20 protein-coding genes and 1 tRNA gene are annotated in these 17,342 nt (G+C 68.0%); 7 read left to right on the plus strand and 14 right to left on the minus strand.

Translation table 11 applies throughout. The features are described 5' to 3' along the window. Window positions 1-13 precede the first annotated feature (13 nt). Window positions 14-640: a DUF47 family protein gene (locus RWO33_RS06890; protein ID WP_070207259.1), complete on the minus strand. Its 627-nt coding sequence runs from the start codon at window positions 638-640 to the stop codon at window positions 14-16. Between the two features lie 272 nt (window positions 641-912). Here RWO33_RS06890 and RWO33_RS06895 point away from each other — a divergent pair, with 272 nt between their 5' ends. Continuing rightward, entirely contained in the window at window positions 913-2,235 is a 1,323-nt protein-coding gene (locus RWO33_RS06895; protein WP_145478021.1) for a hemolysin family protein, read from the plus strand. After that, window positions 2,219-2,878, plus strand: a complete 660-nt coding sequence (locus RWO33_RS06900) for an exopolysaccharide biosynthesis protein (RefSeq protein WP_314103547.1) — start codon at window positions 2,219-2,221, stop codon at window positions 2,876-2,878. Before RWO33_RS06895 ends, RWO33_RS06900 begins: the two co-directional genes overlap by 17 nt. 171 nt (window positions 2,879-3,049) lie before the next feature. Here the strand turns inward: RWO33_RS06900 and RWO33_RS06905 are convergent, their stop codons facing one another. From RWO33_RS06905 to RWO33_RS06920, 4 genes are all read right to left on the minus strand, one after another. Then, the gene (locus RWO33_RS06905; protein ID WP_314103549.1) at window positions 3,050-3,550 is read right to left on the minus strand and encodes a pyridoxamine 5'-phosphate oxidase family protein; all 501 of its coding nucleotides are present in this window, start codon (window positions 3,548-3,550) and stop codon (window positions 3,050-3,052) included. A 127-nt stretch (window positions 3,551-3,677) separates the two neighbouring features. After that, complete coding sequence (locus RWO33_RS06910) at window positions 3,678-4,667, minus strand: LLM class flavin-dependent oxidoreductase (RefSeq protein ID WP_314103552.1); 990 nt, start codon at window positions 4,665-4,667, stop codon at window positions 3,678-3,680. A gap of 116 nt (window positions 4,668-4,783) precedes the next feature. Next, entirely contained in the window at window positions 4,784-5,530 is a 747-nt protein-coding gene (locus RWO33_RS06915) for a sulfurtransferase (protein WP_314103555.1), read from the minus strand. A 45-nt stretch (window positions 5,531-5,575) separates the two neighbouring features. Next, window positions 5,576-5,941, minus strand: coding sequence for a DUF6164 family protein (locus tag RWO33_RS06920; RefSeq protein WP_314103557.1), 366 nt, complete (start codon window positions 5,939-5,941; stop codon window positions 5,576-5,578). Between the two features lie 63 nt (window positions 5,942-6,004). On the opposite strand from RWO33_RS06920, the gene RWO33_RS06925 reads away from it, so the two are divergent. Beyond that, the gene (locus RWO33_RS06925; protein WP_314103560.1) at window positions 6,005-6,445 is read left to right on the plus strand and encodes an FKBP-type peptidyl-prolyl cis-trans isomerase; all 441 of its coding nucleotides are present in this window, start codon (window positions 6,005-6,007) and stop codon (window positions 6,443-6,445) included. A 5-nt stretch (window positions 6,446-6,450) separates the two neighbouring features. Continuing rightward, window positions 6,451-7,695, plus strand: coding sequence for a TIGR03862 family flavoprotein (locus RWO33_RS06930; protein ID WP_314103562.1), 1,245 nt, complete (start codon window positions 6,451-6,453; stop codon window positions 7,693-7,695). A 102-nt stretch (window positions 7,696-7,797) separates the two neighbouring features. Here RWO33_RS06930 and RWO33_RS06935 read toward each other — a convergent pair whose 3' ends face one another. The 5 genes from RWO33_RS06935 to RWO33_RS06955 all read right to left on the minus strand — a co-directional run bounded on the left by RWO33_RS06935 (window position 7,798) and on the right by RWO33_RS06955 (window position 13,364). Continuing rightward, window positions 7,798-9,420, minus strand: coding sequence for an FMN-binding glutamate synthase family protein (locus RWO33_RS06935; RefSeq protein WP_314103564.1), 1,623 nt, complete (start codon window positions 9,418-9,420; stop codon window positions 7,798-7,800). Window positions 9,421-9,467: 47 nt separating this feature from the next. Continuing rightward, a complete protein-coding gene (locus RWO33_RS06940) occupies window positions 9,468-10,775 on the minus strand; it encodes a nucleotide sugar dehydrogenase (RefSeq protein WP_314103566.1) in 1,308 nt (435 codons plus the stop codon). A gap of 227 nt (window positions 10,776-11,002) precedes the next feature. Further along, window positions 11,003-11,482: a BLUF domain-containing protein gene (locus RWO33_RS06945; RefSeq protein ID WP_314103568.1), complete on the minus strand. Its 480-nt coding sequence runs from the start codon at window positions 11,480-11,482 to the stop codon at window positions 11,003-11,005. Between the two features lie 58 nt (window positions 11,483-11,540). After that, window positions 11,541-12,500: a TraB/GumN family protein gene (locus RWO33_RS06950; protein ID WP_314103570.1), complete on the minus strand. Its 960-nt coding sequence runs from the start codon at window positions 12,498-12,500 to the stop codon at window positions 11,541-11,543. 138 nt (window positions 12,501-12,638) lie between these two features. Further along, window positions 12,639-13,364 (minus strand): glutathione S-transferase family protein, encoded by a 726-nt coding sequence (locus RWO33_RS06955; RefSeq protein ID WP_222116588.1) that lies wholly within the window; start codon window positions 13,362-13,364, stop codon window positions 12,639-12,641. 51 nt (window positions 13,365-13,415) lie between these two features. On the opposite strand from RWO33_RS06955, the gene RWO33_RS06960 reads away from it, so the two are divergent. Further along, a tRNA-Leu gene (locus RWO33_RS06960) sits at window positions 13,416-13,502 on the plus strand. A 28-nt stretch (window positions 13,503-13,530) separates the two neighbouring features. On the opposite strand, the gene RWO33_RS06965 is transcribed toward RWO33_RS06960, so the two are convergent. The 4 genes from RWO33_RS06965 to RWO33_RS06980 all read right to left on the minus strand — a co-directional run bounded on the left by RWO33_RS06965 (window position 13,531) and on the right by RWO33_RS06980 (window position 16,257). Next, on the minus strand, window positions 13,531-13,821 hold the full coding sequence (locus RWO33_RS06965; RefSeq protein ID WP_314103574.1) for an addiction module antidote protein: 291 nt from the start codon (window positions 13,819-13,821) through the stop codon (window positions 13,531-13,533). Between the two features lie 23 nt (window positions 13,822-13,844). After that, entirely contained in the window at window positions 13,845-14,174 is a 330-nt protein-coding gene (locus RWO33_RS06970) for a type II toxin-antitoxin system RelE/ParE family toxin (RefSeq protein ID WP_314103577.1), read from the minus strand. A 191-nt stretch (window positions 14,175-14,365) separates the two neighbouring features. Continuing rightward, window positions 14,366-15,775, minus strand: coding sequence for an oxygen-independent coproporphyrinogen III oxidase (gene hemN / locus RWO33_RS06975; RefSeq protein ID WP_314103579.1), 1,410 nt, complete (start codon window positions 15,773-15,775; stop codon window positions 14,366-14,368). 44 nt (window positions 15,776-15,819) lie between these two features. Next, window positions 15,820-16,257 carry a group III truncated hemoglobin gene (locus tag RWO33_RS06980; RefSeq protein ID WP_314103582.1) on the minus strand — a complete coding sequence of 146 codons (438 nt, stop codon included), beginning with the start codon at window positions 16,255-16,257 and terminating at the stop codon, window positions 15,820-15,822. Window positions 16,258-16,361: 104 nt separating this feature from the next. Between RWO33_RS06980 and RWO33_RS06985 the strand changes: the two genes are divergently transcribed. Both RWO33_RS06985 and RWO33_RS06990 read left to right on the plus strand, forming a co-directional pair. Continuing rightward, entirely contained in the window at window positions 16,362-16,655 is a 294-nt protein-coding gene (locus RWO33_RS06985; RefSeq protein ID WP_314103585.1) for a hypothetical protein, read from the plus strand. After that, on the plus strand, window positions 16,652-17,342 hold a 691-nt coding region (locus RWO33_RS06990), incomplete at its 3' end, for a 4Fe-4S dicluster domain-containing protein (RefSeq protein ID WP_314103588.1). The genes RWO33_RS06985 and RWO33_RS06990, both read left to right, overlap by 4 nt.

Genomic DNA, 17,342 nt, shown 5'->3' on the forward strand with positions numbered 1-17,342 from the left:
GCTGTGGCGTCCGTCAGCTGTTCTTCAGCACGATCTGGTACGCCACCACGCCGGCTTCGCGGCAACGGTCGATGGCTTTTTCCAGGATCTCGAAGAACTCCTTGAGCAGGAACATCTGCAGGTTGTCCAGGCGACCGGAGTAGATGTCGCGGTACAGCTCCAACATCAGGCGGTCGGCCTCGTTCTCCAGCGCGCGCAGCTTTTCATTGAGCGCGGTCATCCGGTCCAGGTTCATGTGGCGCAGGTCGCTGACCATCTCCACCACCACGCTGGCCGCCTGTTCGAGCATCGCCGCGCGCGGCGCGAAGTCGATGTGCTCCAGGTGCTTGGTGGCCAGCGAATAACGGTCGGCGAACTTCTCGACCTGCTTGGGAATCTTGTACAGCGCCGAACCCAGCGCTTCGATGTCCTCGCGCTCGATCGGGGTCATGAAGCTGTCCACCAGCGCCTGGCTGATCTTGTCCGAGGCGGCGCGTTCGCGCAGGCGGGCCAGCTTGAACGCGTCCAGCGCCGGCTGGCGGTCGGCCTCGCGCAGCATCGAATGCAGCGCTTTGGCGCTGTCGTGGGCGGCCTGGGCAGCCTCGTCCAGCAGGGTGTAGAACTGTTTGCCGGAGCCGAAAATGGTCTGCAGAGAGAACATGGAGAAACCTATTCGCCGTCGAGGAAGGACGGCACCGGGCGGAATTATGACGGTTTGATGTCCAAACTGGGTACTCCCGGCGTCTTCACGCCGCTCCCGGGCCACCTGAACGACTCTGTTTGCACCCCTCCCCCCGGCTTTTGTTAAGATGCGGCGGCACCTTCGGGTGCACTCTATGGACGACGACCCTTACCCCCCGCCGCGCCCCCCAGGCTTGACCTGGCCCGGTAGCCGCCCCCGCTTGAACACGCCCTCCCTGCCACCAACCGGGGATGACGCCCGTGTTTGAACTGATCCTGCTCGTTTTCGCCCTGATCCTGCTCAACGGGTTCTTCGCCATGTCCGAGATGTCGGTCATGACCTCGCGCAAGAGCCGCCTGAAGCAGATGGCCGCCTCCTCCAAGCGCGCCGCCCGGGCCCTGGAGCTGTCCGAGAAGCCGGAAAGCTTCCTGTCCACCGTGCAGATCGGCATCACCGTGATCGGCGTGCTGACCGGCCTGCTCGGCGGCGACGCCATCGGCGAGGCCATCGCGGGCTGGATCAAGGGCCTGATGCCCGGCTTCGGCCACGCCGAGTTGGTCGGCAAGGGCCTGGCCGTGACCCTGATCACCTTCGTGACGCTGATCTTCGGCGAACTGGTGCCCAAGCGGCTCGCCCTGACCCGTTCGGAAGACATCGCCGGGCTGGTAGCCCTGCCGATGAGCTGGCTGGCCAAGCTGGCGTTCCCGTTCGTCTGGCTGCTGTCCAAGACCACCCGCCTGGTGCTGCGCCTGCTGGGCCTGGGCAACGACGAAGCGGCCACGGTCACTGAAGAAGAAATCCGCATGCTGGTCGCCGAAAGCCATGAGGCCGGCGTGATCGACGCGCACGAGCGCGACATGATGAACCGGGTGATGCGCCTGGGCGACCGTACCGCCGACAGCCTGATGACCCCGCGCAACCGGATCGCCTGGCTGGACACCCAGGCCGATCCCGAAAAGAACTTCGCGTCGATGCGCGAGCACGAGTTCTCGCGTTACCCGGTGTATCGCGGCAACGACCAGGACATCGTCGGCGTGCTCGAAGTGAAGAGCCTGGTCACCCGCCTGGTGCGCGATGACCATGCCCTGTTCCAGCAGCTGCGCGAGCCGTTGTACGTCTCCGACTCGACCCATGCGATGAAGCTGCTGGAGATCTTCCGCGAAGAGCAGCAGTCGATGGCGCTGGTGGTGGACGAGTACGGCGAGATCCAGGGCCTGGTGACCATCAGCGACCTGATGGGCGCGGTGGTCGGGCGCATGCAGTCGGTGGAGAACGTCGACGAGGACGCCCTGGTGGTGACCCGCGAGGACGGCTCGCTGCTGGTGGACGGCTCGCTGTCGATCGAAGACCTGCGCGAACTGATGGGAAATGCCGAACTGCCGGATGCCGAGGACGGCGACTACTACACGCTGGCCGGCATGTGTATCCACTACTTCGGCCGCATTCCGCACGCCGGCGAGTACTTCGACTGGGCCGGCTGGCGTATCGAGATCGTCGATCTGGACGGCGCGCGCGTGGACAAGCTGCTGATGCGCGCGCTGGCCGAAGAGGAGACCGATGAACTCACCGGCTGATCCGCCCGGCGCACCGGACCAGGGCCGGCCGGAGTACCGGAACGAAGGCATCCGTACGCTGCTGGCGATGTTCGACCACGGCGACCCGGAGCAGCGCCTGCTGCTGGGCGAGATCCTGCAGGGCCTTCAGCAGAGCGCGTTCGGGGTGTTCCTGTTCGTGGCGATCCTGCCCTCCTTCATCCCGATCCCGGGGCTGGGCGGTGCGGTGAGTGGCCCGCTGGTGATCCTGATCGGCGTACAGATGCTGTGTGGGCTACGGCGCCCGTGGCTGCCGGGGTTCATCGCCAACCGCGGCCCGCGTCGCGGCACCATGCATCGCTTCCTGGCCCGTATCGACCGGCCGTTGCGGCGCCTCGACCGCATGCTGAAACCGCGCCGGCCGGTGCTGCTGGTGCCGGTGGCGGCGCATGCGTTCACCGGGCTGCTGCTGGTGCTGATGGGGCTGCTGCTGTCGCTGCCGATCCCCTTCACCAACTATCTGTTCGGTTTCCAGCTGCTGCTGTTCTCGCTGGCGCTGCTGGAGCGCGATGGCACGCTGATGCTGTTCAACTGGATCGGCGCGATTGCCGCGGTGGTGTTTTTCAGCTTCAGCTCGGGGCAGCTGGTGGAGTATCTGGTGGAGCTGTTCCAGCGCTGGTTCTGACCGCGCGTGCGTCCCGACCAACGGTCGGGACCTACCGGTAAAGAATGCGTGCGTCCCGACCAACGGTCGGGACCTACCGGGGCGTGTCGCGTGCGTATCCACCACGGTAGCACCCGACAGCTGGTCGGGTGAACAGTCACCGGTAGCACCCGACCGTTGATCGGGTGACGATCAGCGCAGGTCGACGACGCCGTTGTCCGACATCGCGGCCGGGTCGTCGGTCACCGCGGACAGCACGAAGCTCAGCGCCTTGCCCAGCAGCGTGCCCGGACCATCCCAGTACTCGGCCGATTCGGCGCTGACGTGGATCAGGCGCAGGTTGGGATCGTCCTTGCCGCCCGGGAAGAACAGCTTCATCGGCGGCGACCACAGTTCTTCGATCTTGGCGCGATCATCGACGATGCGCGCGATGCCCGCGACCGAGACGTAGGTATTCTTCGACTGCGAAGCATAGGCCACGTTGACGCGCGGATTGAGCGCGATCTCCGCCACCTTGGGGCTGTCGGCGGCGGTGGCGAACCACAGGTCGCCGTCGAACTCGACTTCCTGGGTACCCAAGGGACGGCTGTAGAGGCGTCCGTCGACACCGGTGGTGGTGAACATGGCAATGTCCACGCCACGGATCAGTTCGGCCAATTGTTTGATGTGCTGCTGGCGATCGGTATCGGCCATGGGATGACTCCTGCAAAAGGAGCCCCATCTCAGCAATGTGGCGGCCATGGCGACGTGAACCGGATGGTCACGCCGCCTTCGCGGCTCGGTGCGCGTCACGCACCGGGCAGACACCCATGGGGTGCCTCTACGCGTTCAGGCCCTTCCACGCTTGCATCGCCAAGCCAAACGAGCGCTTGCGCGCGGCATGGTCGTAGATGTTGGCAGTGAGCAGGAGCTCATCGGGCTTGTGACGTGCGGCGAACGCGGCCATGCCTTCGCTGACCTGGCGCAGGTCGCCGACCACCGCACAGGCCAGTGCATTCTGCACGCCCAGCTTTTCGTGGGGCTGCCAGAACGCCTCGATATCGTCGATCGGCGGCGGAATCAGGCCCGGCTTGCCACGACGCAGGTTGACGAAGCTCTGCTGCTGGGTGGTGAACAGGCGCTTGGCTTCGGCTTCGGACTCGGCGGCGACCACGTTCAGGCCCAGCACCGCATACGGAGCGGTCAGGTACTGCGACGGGCGGAACTCACGGCGGTAGACCGCCAGCGCCTCATCCATCGCGTCCGGGGCGAAGTGCGAGGCGAACGCGAACGGCAGGCCCATCGCGGCCGCCAGCCGCGCACTGAACAGGCTGGAGCCGAGTAGCCACACCGGCACCGGAATGCCGGCGCCGGGCACCGCGCGTACCGCCTGGCCCGGCTGCGCCGGCTCGAAGTAGTGCAGCAGTTCGCGCACGTCCTGCGGGAACTGGTCGGCACTGTCGAAATAACGACGCAGCGCGCGTGCGGTGGGCTGGTCGGTACCGGGCGCACGGCCCAGGCCCAGGTCGATCCGGTCCGGATACAGCGAGGCCAGCGTGCCGAACTGCTCGGCCACCTGCAGCGGCGAATGGTTGGGCAGCATGATCCCGCCCGCACCGACCCGGATGCGCTCGGTGCCGCCGGCCACGTGCCCGATCAGCACCGCAGTGGCGGCGCTGGCGATTCCGGGCATGTTGTGGTGCTCGGCCAGCCAGTAACGGTGGTAGCCCCAGCCTTCGGCGTGCTGGGCCAGGTCCAGCATGTTGGCGAAGGCGACCGTGGTGTTGCTGCCTTCACAGACCGGGGCCAGATCAAGGATCGAAAGTTGCATGCGCACGTTCCATCAAAGGGTATGACCCCTGGATGGGGGCGCCCGCCGCCAGACACCATGGGCGCTGGCGGAATGGTGATTCCTGCGGGATCGCCAGGGCCGGCCAATGGCCGGAATCAGTCGGTGGCCAGGTCCACCAGCGGCTTCAGCTCCGGATCCAGCGCTACCCGTTCGTCGAACACGAAACAGCGCCCGTCATAGCCTTCGCCGCCGACCTCCTCGAAATAGCCGAGGATGCCGCCTTCCAGCTGCAGCACGTTGTCCATGCCGTCGTTGCGCATCCACAGCGCGGCCTTCTCGCAGCGGATGCCACCGGTGCAGAAACTCACCACGGTGCTGTCGCGCAGCGCCTCGCGGTGCGGCGCCAGGGCGTCGGGCAGGTCGGTGAACTTGCTGATTGGCAGCACCAGGGCATCCTGGAAGGTGCCGTATTCGATTTCCTGGGTATTGCGGGTGTCGAGCATCACCACCGGCTTGCCGGCGTCGTCATGGCCCTGGCGCAGCCAGCGCTGCACCGTGGCCGGGTCCACCGACGGCGCGCGTGGAAAAGCCAGCGGCTGGCCGTCGTCGATGCGGAAGCTGATGATCTCCGGCTTGACCTTGGCCTTGAGCCGGGCGAAGGGCTGCATCCGGCTGTAGCTGGTCTTGACCCGCATCCCGGCAAAGCGCGGGTCGGCCTGCAGCGCGGCGTAGAAACCATCGATACCCGATTCGCTGCCGGCCAGGAACAGATTGACGCCCTCGCCCGCGACCAGCACCGTGCCGCGCAGCCCGGCGGCCTCGGCACGCGCCAGCAGCGTGGCGCACAGCGCATCGGGGTCGTCGATCGGGGTGAAGTGATAGGCGGCGGTATTGGCGATCATCCGCGCATTTTACCCGCCTGTGCTGCCCCCGCCCACGAGGGGCGTTCAGCCGCGCAGCAGCACGAACGGCAGCAGCACCAGCGCGGCCGCCGCCAGCATGCCGGCCAGCACCGCCAGCACGAACAGCGGGCGCCGCCGCAGCAGCGTGCCGAAGGTTTCGGCGGTGCCGTCGGCCAGCGCCGCCTGGCGCTCGGCGCGGACCCGCTCGCCGCGCGCCTGCTGATACCCCGCCATCAGCGCCTTGGCCCGGGGCTGGTCGGCGTCGTCACGGATCCAGATACCACCGAAGGAAATCCCCCACGGACTGGGCTCGGTGCGGTAATGGCCGATGCCGGCCTGGTCCAGCAGGGCGGTCACGTCCTGGATTTCATCGTCTGCGACGTTGCGCAGGTTGAGCAGCAGTTTCGACATGCGCCCATGATAGCCCCCGGCGATGCGCTACCCTTGCGTCCCCCTGTCCAACCGGTGCCGCCGATGCGTCGTCTGCCGAAACTCCTGCTGGTTCCCGCGCTGCTGTCGCTGCTGGCCGCCTGTACCCCGCCTGGCCCGCCGCCGGGGGGCAGCATCGCCACGTTCGAGAAGATCGACACCCAGCCCGGCACCGGCGCCGAAGCGACCCCGGGCAGCACGGTGGTGGTCCATTACACCGGCTGGGTGTACGACGAAAAGGCGGCCGACAAGCACGGCGAAAAATTCGACAGTTCGGTCGATCGCGGCGAACCGTTCAGCTTCATGCTCGGCGAAGGCCGGGTGATCCGCGGCTGGGACGAAGGCTTCAGCGGCATGAAGGTCGGCGGCAAGCGCACCCTGATGATTCCGGCCGAGTACGGGTACGGCGCGTCCGGCGCCGGCCCGATCCCGCCGAACGCCTCGCTGGTGTTCGACGTGGAACTGCTCGACGTCAAGCCGCGCTGACCGGCATGGAGCAGGCTGTTCCCGCGATGCGACGCGTGGCCATCATCGGTGGCGGACCGGCTGGCCTGATGGCTGCCGAAACCGTGCGCGCCGCCGGCCATGCGGTGGACATTTATGAAGCCAAGGGCTCGCCGGGGCGCAAGTTCCTGATCGCCGGCAAGGGCGGCCTGAACCTGACCCATTCCGACCCGTTCGAGGTGTTCGTGGCGCGCTACCGCGAGCGCAGTGCGGCGGTGGGCGCGTGGCTGGCCGATTTCGACGGCCCCGCGCTGCGCACGTGGGCGCTGGGCTTCGGCGTGGAAACCTATGTCGGCAGCTCCGGCCGGGTGTTTCCGCTCGACCGCAAGGCGGCGCCCCTGCTGCGCGGCTGGGTGCGGCGACTCAAGGAATCCGGCGTGCGCTTCCATGTGCAGCACCGCTGGACCGGCTGGGACGACGACGGCGCGCTGCGCTTCGATACGCCCGACGGCGGAGTAGCGGTGCACGCCGATGCGGTGGTGCTGGCGATGGGTGGCGGCAGCTGGCCCGAGCTCGGGTCGGACGCGGCATGGGTGGCGCCGCTGACCGCCCGCGGCGTCGATGTCGCGCCGCTCAAGCCGGCCAACTGTGGCTTCGACATCGGCTGGACCCCCTACTTCCGCGACCGCCAGGCCGGCGCCCCGCTGAAGCCGGTGGTGGCGTACTGGACCGCGCTGGATGGCCAGCCACGTTCGCAGCAGGGCGAGTGCGTGATCAGCGCCGATGGCATCGAAGGCAGCCTGGTGTACGCGATGGCGGCCGACCTGCGCGACACGCTGGCGCGCGATGGCCAGGCGGTCCTGCACCTGGACCTGCTGCCGGGCCAGACCGAAGCACAGGTGGCGGAAAAGCTGCAGCGGCCGCGCCAGGGTCGCAGTTTCGGCGAACACCTGCGCCGCCAGCTGGGGCTGGGCGGAGTCAAATCCGCGCTGCTGTTCGAGGTACTGGGGAAGGAGGCCGGCCAGCTTCCGGCCGAGGCGATCGCTGCGGCCCTGAAGCGCCTGCCGTTGTCGCCGCTGCGCGCGCGGCCGATCGCCGAGGTGATCAGCAGCGCCGGTGGCGTACGCCTGGAAGCGCTGGATGACGCGTTGATGCTGCGCGACCTGCCTGGCACGTTCTGCGCCGGGGAGATGCTGGATTGGGAAGCACCGACCGGCGGGTATCTGTTGACCGCGTGTTTCGCGAGCGGGCTGCGTGCCGGGCGTGGGGTGGTGGAGTATTTCGCGCGGTGACGCCGTGTACCGGCCAACGGTCGGTACCTACCGGGTTGTTGAACCCGTTGACCCACGTGCGGTAGCGCCCGACCGTTGGTCGGGCGGCGATCCAGCAGATCGCTAGCGCGATTTGCTGTTGCGCAGGGCCTGGATGCGCGCGGGCGGTTGGAACGAGTCGCTGCGCGCGTCGCCCCAGAAATCATGGAAGACCGCGTGGTCCGGCACCCGGCGCAGCAGTTCGCCCGGGCCGAGATAACGGTACAGCGAGGCCAGCGAACGGATCTCCACCCGCGACACGCGGCGCACGATGTGCTCCGGTCCCAGCTCGGCCGGATGCTGCAGGCCGGCCGCGCACAACAGGTCGCGCAGCGCGCGCAGCGTGTTCTCGTGGTAGTGGTGCACGCGCGTGGCCTTGTCGGCGGCATCCAGGTGCCGCCAGCGGCTCGGGTTCTGCGTCGCGATCCCGGTCGGGCAGCGGTCGCTGTGGCAGCTCAGCGACTGGATGCAACCCAGCGCGAACATGAAGCCGCGCCCGGCGTTGCACCAGTCCGCGCCCAGCGCGATGGTGCGCGCGATCTCGAAGGCGCTGCTGATCTTGCCCGCCGCACCGAGCCGGATCCGATCGCGCAGGTCCAGCCCGACCAGGGTGTTGTGCACCAGCAGCAGCGCCTCGTGCATCGGCACGCCGACATGGTCGATGAATTCGGCTGGGGCGGCGCCGGTGCCGCCTTCGGCACCATCCACCACGATGAAGTCCGGCAGCAGCCCGGTTTCCTGCATGGCCTTGGCAATGCCGAACCACTCCCACGGATGCCCGATCGCCAGCTTGAAACCGACCGGCTTGCCGCCGGACAGGTCGCGTAGGCGGGCCACGAACTGCAGCAGCTCCACCGGCGTGTTGAACGCCGAGTGCTTCGACGGCGACACGCAGTCCACGCCCATCGGCACGCCGCGCGTGGCCGAGATCTCAGCACTCACCTTGGCGGCCGGCAACACCCCGCCATGGCCCGGCTTGGCGCCCTGCGACAGCTTGATCTCGATCATCTTCACCTGATCGCTGCTGGCGTTGGCGACGAAGCGCTCCTCGCTGAAACCGCCGTGCTCGTCGCGGCAGCCAAAGTAGCCCGAACCGATCTCCCAGACCAGGTCGCCGCCCATCTCGCGGTGGTACGGCGAGATCGAGCCTTCGCCGGTGTCGTGGTAGAAGCCGCCGCGCCGCGCGCCTTCGTTGAGCGCGCGGATCGCGTTGGCCGAGAGCGAACCAAAGCTCATCGCCGAGATGTTGAACACGCTGGCCGAATACGGCTTGGCGCAGTTCGGCCCGATCAGCACGCGGAAATCGTGATCGACCACCTCGGTGGGCGCCAGCGAATGGTTGATCCACTCGTAGTCCACCGCGTAGGTACTGCGCAGGGTGCCGAACGGGACCACGTCCATTTCGTTCTTGGAGCGCTGGTAGATCAGCGCACGCTGCTGGCGCGAGAACGGCACGTCTTCCAGGTCGCTCTGCACGAAGTACTGGCGGATCTCCGGCCCGATCGATTCCAGCCCATATCGGAAGTGCGCCAGCACCGGGTAGTTGCGCCGCAGCGTGCTGCGCTTCTGCACCAGGTCCCAGGTGCCCACCGCCACCATGGCGGCGGTGATGCCCACGCCCCAGTACCACGCCGGCCAGATCGTGGCCAGCCACAGGCAGAGCGGAAGCAGAAGGATGGCGAGCAGGTAGACAAGATACCGGTGCATGGCGTTCCTCGATCAACACATGCGCCGCAGTCTACAACCCCTGCGGTCTACAGCCGGTCGTCGACCAGGTCGCGCGGCCAGACCGACTTCACGTCGTACACCACGCCCTGCGGGCGCAACAACGCCTGGATCGCCGCACGCTCCATGTGGCGGAAACTGTCGTGCGCCACCGCCAGCACCACTGCGTCGTAACCCTGCGGATCCGGCGCGTCCACCCATTGCAGCGCACTGCCCTGCAGCGTGGCCGGCCCCACCCAGGGGTCCTGCACCTGCACCCGGGCACCGGCGGCCTGCAGCGCCTGGGCCAGCTCCAGCGCGCGGCTGTTGCGCAGGTCAGGGCAGTTTTCCTTGAAGGTCACGCCGAGGACCAGGATGCGCGCCTGCGCCACGGCATGGCCACGCGACTGCAGCAGTTCCAGCACCCGCTGCGCCACGTGCGCGCCGACCCGGTTGTTGACCTGCCGCGCGGTGTGGATGAGGTCGGGGTGGTAGCCCACGCTTTCGGACTTGTGCAGCAGGTAGTACGGGTCCACGCCGATGCAGTGCCCGCCGACCAGGCCGGGCCGGAACGGCAGGAAGTTCCACTTGCTGCCGGCGGCATCCAGCACGTCCTGGGTATCGATGCCGAGCCGGTCGAAGATCAGCGCCAGCTCATTGACCAGCGCGATGTTGACGTCGCGCTGGATGTTCTCAATCACCTTGGCCGCTTCGGCCACGCGGATCGACGGGGCCGGCCAGGTACCGGCGGTGATGATGCGTGCGTACAGTGCGTCGACCACCGCGGCAACCTCCTCCGTGGAGCCGGAGGTGATCTTGCGGATGTCGGCCAGCCGCCGCTGGCGGTCGCCCGGGTTGATCCGCTCGGGGCTGTAACCGCAGTGGAAATCCTGGTTGAAGCGCAGGCCGGAGCCGGCTTCCAGCAGCGGCACGCACACCTCTTCGGTGGTGCCGGGGTAGACGGTGGATTCGTAGATGACCAGATCGCCCGGTTTCAGCGCGCGGGCGATCAGGGTGCTGGCGGAGCGCAGCGGACCGAGGTCCGGCTGCTCGTGCGCATCGATCGGCGTGGGCACGGTGACGATGTAGACGTTGCACCCGTCCAGGTCGGTCGGATCGGCACTGTAGCGCGCGTGCACGGCGGCGGCCAGCTCGTGCGCTTCCAGCTCCAGGGTGTGGTCCACCCCCTGCTGCAGCTCGGCCACCCGTGCCGCGTCGATGTCGTAGCCCAGGGTCGGTTGCAACGTGCCGAAGGCGACGGTCAGCGGCAGCCCCACGTAACCCAGGCCGATCACGCAGATGCGCGCCTGCGCGGCGGCGGCGGGCGCGTGCGGGAACAACAGGTTGGATGGGGTCATGCGTGGCCCGGTGGCAGGAAGCTGAGGCAACAAGCCTAACGTGTCGCGTGCGGCGCCACAAAGAACAAAGCCGCCGCCCGCGGAGAGTACGGACGACGGCTACAAAATGGTCCAGCTGCGGTTACTACCCTTTCAGACAACCCCGGGGGCATACCCCGGACCGGTCACAGCTGGTAGACACATGGTAGGCGCTGCACTGTGATCTTTCTGTTACGAATCACCCGCCATCACGAGCCCAACGTGACCGCCGCCGGTTCCAGCTCGCCGGACACACCGGTCCACAGTTCGAGCAGGCGTGCGAAACCGACCCGGCGCTGGCCGTCGACAGGCGCGGCGGCGGTGAAACCAGGCCAGTCCGCGTCGACGATCGCACTCATCACGCCGGGCTCGATCCGCGACGAGGCCATGGTCCAGCGCGGGAAGTGCCGGGTGGCGACTTCGCCACGCGCCAGTTCGCGTATGCGCACATGGCTGCGGGCATTGAGTACGCGCTGTTCGACCGAGGCCACGCCATCGTCGGGCCCTTCCAGGTACTGCAGGAAGCGCTGGCCATCGAACATCAGGACCCCGGTGACACCGGTGACCTTGTTGAAGCTCGACGCTGCGGCGAGTATTCGGTCGATGTCCGACCCGTCGATTCCTTCGACAGCTTCGCTGACGTAAGCGAACGCGTGCAGCGCCATGGGCACCCCCGGTGTGGTCGTCATGACTATGCCATGAAGCGTGCGCAGGGGAAAAGACGCCGAACGGTGCCGGTCTCCTGCGCTACGGATCCTGCACGCTGTAGCCGGCCTGGCGCAGCCGGTCGAGGTAACCGCCGGGCTCGACCAGCGAATGCACCGGCACCGTGGCGAAGGTCACCGCGTGCCGCGCCAACGCGTCGCGGGCGGCGCCCAGCCACTTCTCGGTGGCGCGCGCGTCGAGCTGGGTCATGCCACGCCGCTGCCCCATCGCGCTGCTGGCAATGGCGCCGATGCAGGCGTCGTACTGACTTTTCAGCGCCAGCTGCTGCAGCGCTGCGGTGTCGCCTACGGCCCAGGCGTTGGCGCGTTCGACCAGCAGCGGCAACTGGTGCTCCACCACGTCCAGCGTGCGCTGGAGGCAGGTCACATCCTCCAGGGTGCTGGCGCGCACTTCCTTCAGCGCCGCGCGCGGGTCGTCCACCTTGATCTCCAGTTTCGTCACCACCGGGGTCAGCCCGCGCCGCTTGTAAGCCTTCTTCAGCTGCTCGCCGACGCCGGCGCGCGGACTCAGGCCCACCTCCTCCAGCGCTGCGGCATACAGCCGGGTAGCCGCGACCAGCGGGCGATCCTTCTCCACCCCGCCACCGCGCCCCAGGTAACGCTGCTTCAAGGGCTGCCAGCGCGCATACAGGTCCGCGGGGAGAATCTGCTGCAGGCGCCGTCCCTGCGGATCGTGGGCGGCCTTCATTGCCGACGGCATCAGGGTCAACCGGCCAAAGAAACCGACATCGGCGTCCAGCGTCCAGCCCGGCGCACCGAGCACCGCATCGGCACTGGCGATCACCGCCTCGACCTCGTCGGCCCGCCACTCCAGCCTGGCCGGCAACGGCGACACCGTGCCGAGGATCCACAGCGCATGGCCATCGGTGCCGGTGACCCGCCACATCCCCGGACCCGGCTGCACGCCGGACACTACGACCGGGGCGAGGTCGACCACCTCGGGCGGACGGGTCTGGGCGCTTCCCAGGGAATGCCCACCCATGCCAGCGCCATGCCCAGCACCACACCTGCTGCCGCCTTCGCCATGCCCGCCCCGATCCCTGTGTGAGTGCTCAGCGCAGACTACGGCGCCAGCGCGGCTGGCGTAAAGACCGCGTCGGCCGCCCTCCTTCAGCGCCGTTCAGGGCGCATCCGGGGCTTGCCGGTATGGCTCCTCGAACGGACGGAAGTCATGTTCGGCCAGCGCTGCGGCCACCCAGGCCTGCACGCCCTCAAGCGCCTGTACCTGTTGCATGTAGCGGGCCACGCGCGGCGACACCGGCACGGCGTAGGTCTGCAGGCGCATCACCACCGGCGCGAAGAAGGCATCGGCGATGCTGAAGCGCTCGAACAGCAGCGGACCGTCATGCCGGGCCAGCAGGCGCTCCCACAATGCCTGCAGCCGCTGCAGGTCGGCGACGACCTCGGGCTGGCTGCGCAGCACGCGTGCGCCGATGTCGGGGAGGCGCGCCTCGATGTTCATCGGAAAATGCGAACGCAGCGCGCCAAAGCCGCTGTGCATGGCCGCCGTCGCGCTGCGCGCCAGCGCGCGCTCGCCGCGGTCCAGCGGCCACAGCGCATGCTCGGGAAAGCCTTCGGCCAGGTACTCGGCGATGGCCAGGGTGTCCCACACCACGCGCTCGCCATCGACCAGCACCGGCACCGTGCCCGAGGGCGACAGCGCCTCGGCGCTGCGCTTGAACTGCGAGCCGGGATCGAAGCTGTCGAAGCGCAGCACCACCTCCTGGAACGGGATGCCGACCTGGGTCATCAGCACCCACGACCGCATCGACCACGAGGAGTAGTTCTTGTTGCCGATATGCAGCGTGAGCATGGCCAGCGGTTCCGGGCGGGAGGGATACGCCATGCTAGCGCAGCGCTGGACCGGCTTTCCGCTACACTTGCCCCCGCCAAGCGCGCCCGGATGGCGAAACTGGTAGACGCATCGGACTTAAAATCCGCCGGGGGCAACCCCATGCCGGTTCGATTCCGGCTCCGGGCACCACGTTTGGACTGCGACAGGCCGCGGGCCGTCACGCAGCGTGAAGCGGGGGCATTGCAGCCAGCGGTTGCACTGCCAGGCGCAGTCCCATCGCCTTGAGAATGGCAGTGAGGCTGCTCAATGCGGGATTGCCCCTCGGCGACAAGGTCCGGTAAAGCTGCGTGGGATTGAGATGTGCCTGCTCGGCAACCGACTGGACTCCGCCCACGGCCTGCGCCAATTGGCGCAGCACCGTCATCAACTCCGCCTGTGTACCATCGGCCAGGATGCTGTTGACGACATCCAGCGCGAGCGCAGGATCGCTGCGGTACAGTTCGGCCATTGCTTCGTCGTTCGCTCGGCTTCTCATCGTTCGATTCTCCGATTCCAATCCTGCCAATACTGCACGGCACGCTTGATGTCCGTGTCCTGCGTGCGCTTGTCGCCGCCACACAGCAGCAGCACGACGCTCTGGCCCGACATGCCGTAGTACACGCGGTACCCCTGGCCAACATCCACGCGCAGCTCCCACACGCCGTCGCGGCAGAACCTCTGATCACCGAAGTTCCCGTGTTCGATGCGGGCGATCCGTCGAATGACCGCGATACGGGCCTGCGCATTCCGCATTCGCCGCAGCCACTCCATGTACGGATCTCGCTGCTGGTCCGCCGTCAGGTAATGCTCGATCGTGTTCATGGCCATTTTCGTTTACAAACGAATAGATGTCAATGGCACGGATTCTCCACGCGTGTTTCGCCGGCGCCTGATCCGCTACTTCGCGACTCTATTGGCACCGTTCCCCCGGCTCCAGACGATTCTTTCAATGAAATTACCGCTTTGAATTCACCACACCAGATGCATGTCCGAGCGAGGACGACGCGCGAGGTTCAGATCGCCTTCGAGTAGCGGACCGGGTGGTCCGGTTGGGCCAGGTAGCGGTCGAAGCACATTGCCAGCAGGCGCAGCAGCGGGCGGCCGCGGTCGGTGCCGCGTACCACGCCGTCGCGGTAGTCCGCCAGACCGTCGGCCTGCAGCGCTGACAGCGAGGCCAGGGCCTCGGCGAAGTACTGGTCGAAATCGACGCCATGGCGTGCCGCAAGCGCTCGCCCGTCCACTTCGCCCTGGCACATCAGCTGGTTGATCAGCGCCGCGCGCAGTTCGTCGTCCGCATCCAGGGTGAGCCCGCGCCAGACCGGCAGGCGACCGGCGTCCACCGCCGCCTCCCAGCCCGGCAGCTCGCGCGGATTCTGGCTGTAGCTGCTGCCGATGCGACTGATCGCGCTGGCGCCCAGACCTACCAGGTCAGTCTGCGCGTGGGTGGTGTAGCCCATGAAATTGCGGTGCAGCTGGCCCGCGCGCTGGGCGCGCGCGAGGTTCTCGCCCGGCAGCGCGAAGTGGTCCATGCCGATGTACTGGTAGCCGGCCAGCGACAGCCGGCGGACCGCCAAGCCCAGCAGGGCCAGTTTCTGGTCCGGCCCGGGCAGCGCCGCATCGGGAATCTGCCGCTGTGCCTTGAACAGGTTCGGCAGGTGCGCGTACCCGTAGATCGCCAGCCGGTCCGGGCGTTCGCGCAGCACCGCTTCCAAGGTCCGCGCAAAGCCGTCCAGGGTCTGGTGCGGGAGCCCGTAGATCAGGTCGACGTTCACCGACGCCAGCCCATGTTCGCGGCAGGCGCGCAGTACCTCCAGGGTCGCTTCCACGCCCTGCTCGCGATTGATCGCGCGCTGCACCACCGGGTCGAAGTCCTGGATGCCGAGGCTGGCCCGGTTGAAGCCGAGCGCGCCCAGCCCGGCAATGTCCTCGCGGCTGACGAACCGCGGGTCCAGTTCGATCGAGAAATCGCGGTCGGCGGCCGTGCTGAAGGTGAAGCGGCGGCGCAATCCATCGATCAGTTCACGCATCTGTGCCCGCGCCAGGAAGTTGGGGGTGCCACCGCCGAGGTGCAGCTGGACCACCTCGCGCGTGGCATCGAACAGCGGCGCGACAAGGTCGGCTTCGCCGAGCACGCGGGCAACGTAGGCTGCGCCCCTGCCGTGGTCGCGGGTAATGACCCGGTTGCAGCCACAGTAGAAGCACGGGCTGCTGCAGAACGGGACGTGCACGTACAACGACAACGCCCGCGCCTGCCGGTTGCTGGCCGCGATCGCCGCGCGCAGGGCGTGTTCGCCGAAGCCGTCATGGAAATGCGGCGCGGTCGGGTACGAGGTGTAACGCGGCCCGGGCCGGTCGTGACGGCGCAGCAGCTCGGGATCGAAGTGCCAGGCAAGACCGGCGGCGGCAGGCGAAAGGGTATCCATGCCGCCAGCATGCGCGGAGGCACGCCGACGCGCATTGAGCCAGATCAATCCGGACGCAGCGTGCGCACGACCGGCAGCTCCGACCAGCGCTGCATCTGGATGCGGCGCCAGAAGGTGTCGGCGATGCGCGCCGCCACGTCGTCGGCCAGGCGCTGCATCGGCGCATTGTCCGACTCGGCGGTGGTACGGCCGAACAGCAGCAGCCAGCGGTCGAACAGCGCACGTTCGAGCTCGGGCATGGCCATGTGCTTTGACATCGGGTTGCCGTTGAAGCGACGCGTGCCGCGCAGCATGGCCGACCAGAAATCGACCAGCTGGGCCAGGTGCGCGTCCCAGTCGTGGACGCGCGCGTCGAACACCGGGCCCAGCTGCGGGTCCCGGCGCACGCGTGCGTAGAAGTCGTGCACCAGCCGCGTCACCTCCGCTTCGCTGCAGAGCTGCGGCGATGCCACGGGCAGGGCCGGAACAGCGGGGGACGACATGGGATTCCTCGGCGGCGGGCCGGACAGGGCACCGTGGGCATGATGCTACGCCGCTTTGATCAGGATCAATGTGGCGTGCTGTCGCAGGGCCTAACGTGCGGCTCATGCGCCCATCCAAAGACCCGCCCGGCACGCGCCGCCGCTTGCTCATCCAGTACTGGGGCGCGGTGCTGTGGCCCAGTTTCATCGCTGCCGGACTGGCCTGCGGGGTGTTCTTCGCCTTCGTCGATCCGCTGCGCCTGCGTGATATCAGCTTCCCCGGGCAGGCGATCAGCCGCGAGCTCGGCTACACGCTGGGCTTCTTCATGTTCTGGGCGGTGACTGCGCTGGCGAGCGCGGTCACCGGCTACCTGTTGCGGCCCCTGCCCCGCGACGATAACGAGCTGCCGCTGGGATGAGGGCGCCCTGCGCCCCGGTTGCGCGCCCGGCGCTGCGCTGGCGCGCGCTGCTGTCGGTGGCCCTGCTGACTGGCTTCCATGCCCTGCCCTGGCTGCGCTGGGACGGCCGCCAGGCCCTGCTGTTCGATCTGCCGGCGCGCCGCTTCGACCTGTTCGGCTGGACCCTGTGGCCCGGTGACGTGGGCGTGCTGTTCGGGCTGGTCGCGGTCATGGCGTGCTCGCTTGCGCTGCTGACCTCCTTGGGAGGGCGCGTCTGGTGCGGGCATGCCTGCCCGCAGACCCTGTGGGGCACGTTGTTCCGCTGGGTCGAACACGGGTGCGCGCGCTGGCTGCACCGACCGGCCCTGGCAGCGACGATCAAGCATGTGGGGTGGGCCGCAATCGCGTTGTGGACCGGGATCACCTTCGTCGGGCTGTTCACGCCCATCGACGCACTGGTCGCCGGGTTCTGGCCCGGGCGCTGGAGCGCCTGGGAACGGTTCTGGGTGCTGTTTTACGCCACCGCCACCTGGGCCAATGCCGGCTTCCTGCGCGAGCAGGTCTGTCTTGACCTGTGCCCCTACGCGCGCCTGGCACCGTCGCTGTTCGACGCGGACACCCCGCAGGTCTGCTACGACGCGCGTCGTGGCGAACCGCGCGGGCGCCGCGCGCGCGGCTGCGGCAGCGTGCAACAACGCGGGCGCGGCC

This window comes from uncultured Stenotrophomonas sp. (assembly GCF_963519925.1).
Taxonomy (GTDB): Bacteria; Pseudomonadota; Gammaproteobacteria; order Xanthomonadales; family Xanthomonadaceae; genus Stenotrophomonas; species Stenotrophomonas maltophilia_AE.

What these genes read in the sequence shown, in the direction of transcription:
- RWO33_RS06900 (WP_314103547.1), top strand. Translation starts at nt 2,219, where the DNA reads ATGAACTCACCGGCTGATCCGCCCGGCGCACCGGACCAGGGCCGGCCG.
- RWO33_RS06925 (WP_314103560.1), top strand. Translation starts at nt 6,005, where the DNA reads ATGCGTCGTCTGCCGAAACTCCTGCTGGTTCCCGCGCTGCTGTCGCTG.
- RWO33_RS06890 (WP_070207259.1), bottom strand. Translation starts at nt 640, where the DNA reads ATGTTCTCTCTGCAGACCATTTTCGGCTCCGGCAAACAGTTCTACACC.
- RWO33_RS06965 (WP_314103574.1), bottom strand. Translation starts at nt 13,821, where the DNA reads ATGGCCGAACTGTACCGCAGCGATCCTGCGCTCGCGCTGGATGTCGTC.
- RWO33_RS06980 (WP_314103582.1), bottom strand. Translation starts at nt 16,257, where the DNA reads ATGTCGTCCCCCGCTGTTCCGGCCCTGCCCGTGGCATCGCCGCAGCTC.
- RWO33_RS06945 (WP_314103568.1), bottom strand. Translation starts at nt 11,482, where the DNA reads ATGACGACCACACCGGGGGTGCCCATGGCGCTGCACGCGTTCGCTTAC.
- RWO33_RS06970 (WP_314103577.1), bottom strand. Translation starts at nt 14,174, where the DNA reads ATGAACACGATCGAGCATTACCTGACGGCGGACCAGCAGCGAGATCCG.
- RWO33_RS06940 (WP_314103566.1), bottom strand. Translation starts at nt 10,775, where the DNA reads ATGACCCCATCCAACCTGTTGTTCCCGCACGCGCCCGCCGCCGCCGCG.
- RWO33_RS06915 (WP_314103555.1), bottom strand. Translation starts at nt 5,530, where the DNA reads ATGATCGCCAATACCGCCGCCTATCACTTCACCCCGATCGACGACCCC.
- RWO33_RS06930 (WP_314103562.1), top strand. Translation starts at nt 6,451, where the DNA reads ATGGAGCAGGCTGTTCCCGCGATGCGACGCGTGGCCATCATCGGTGGC.
- RWO33_RS06905 (WP_314103549.1), bottom strand. Translation starts at nt 3,550, where the DNA reads ATGGCCGATACCGATCGCCAGCAGCACATCAAACAATTGGCCGAACTG.
- RWO33_RS06950 (WP_314103570.1), bottom strand. Translation starts at nt 12,500, where the DNA reads ATGGGTGGGCATTCCCTGGGAAGCGCCCAGACCCGTCCGCCCGAGGTG.
- hemN (WP_314103579.1), bottom strand. Translation starts at nt 15,775, where the DNA reads ATGGATACCCTTTCGCCTGCCGCCGCCGGTCTTGCCTGGCACTTCGAT.
- RWO33_RS06935 (WP_314103564.1), bottom strand. Translation starts at nt 9,420, where the DNA reads ATGCACCGGTATCTTGTCTACCTGCTCGCCATCCTTCTGCTTCCGCTC.
- RWO33_RS06920 (WP_314103557.1), bottom strand. Translation starts at nt 5,941, where the DNA reads ATGTCGAAACTGCTGCTCAACCTGCGCAACGTCGCAGACGATGAAATC.
- RWO33_RS06910 (WP_314103552.1), bottom strand. Translation starts at nt 4,667, where the DNA reads ATGCAACTTTCGATCCTTGATCTGGCCCCGGTCTGTGAAGGCAGCAAC.
- RWO33_RS06955 (WP_222116588.1), bottom strand. Translation starts at nt 13,364, where the DNA reads ATGGCGTATCCCTCCCGCCCGGAACCGCTGGCCATGCTCACGCTGCAT.
- RWO33_RS06895 (WP_145478021.1), top strand. Translation starts at nt 913, where the DNA reads ATGACGCCCGTGTTTGAACTGATCCTGCTCGTTTTCGCCCTGATCCTG.
- RWO33_RS06985 (WP_314103585.1), top strand. Translation starts at nt 16,362, where the DNA reads ATGCGCCCATCCAAAGACCCGCCCGGCACGCGCCGCCGCTTGCTCATC.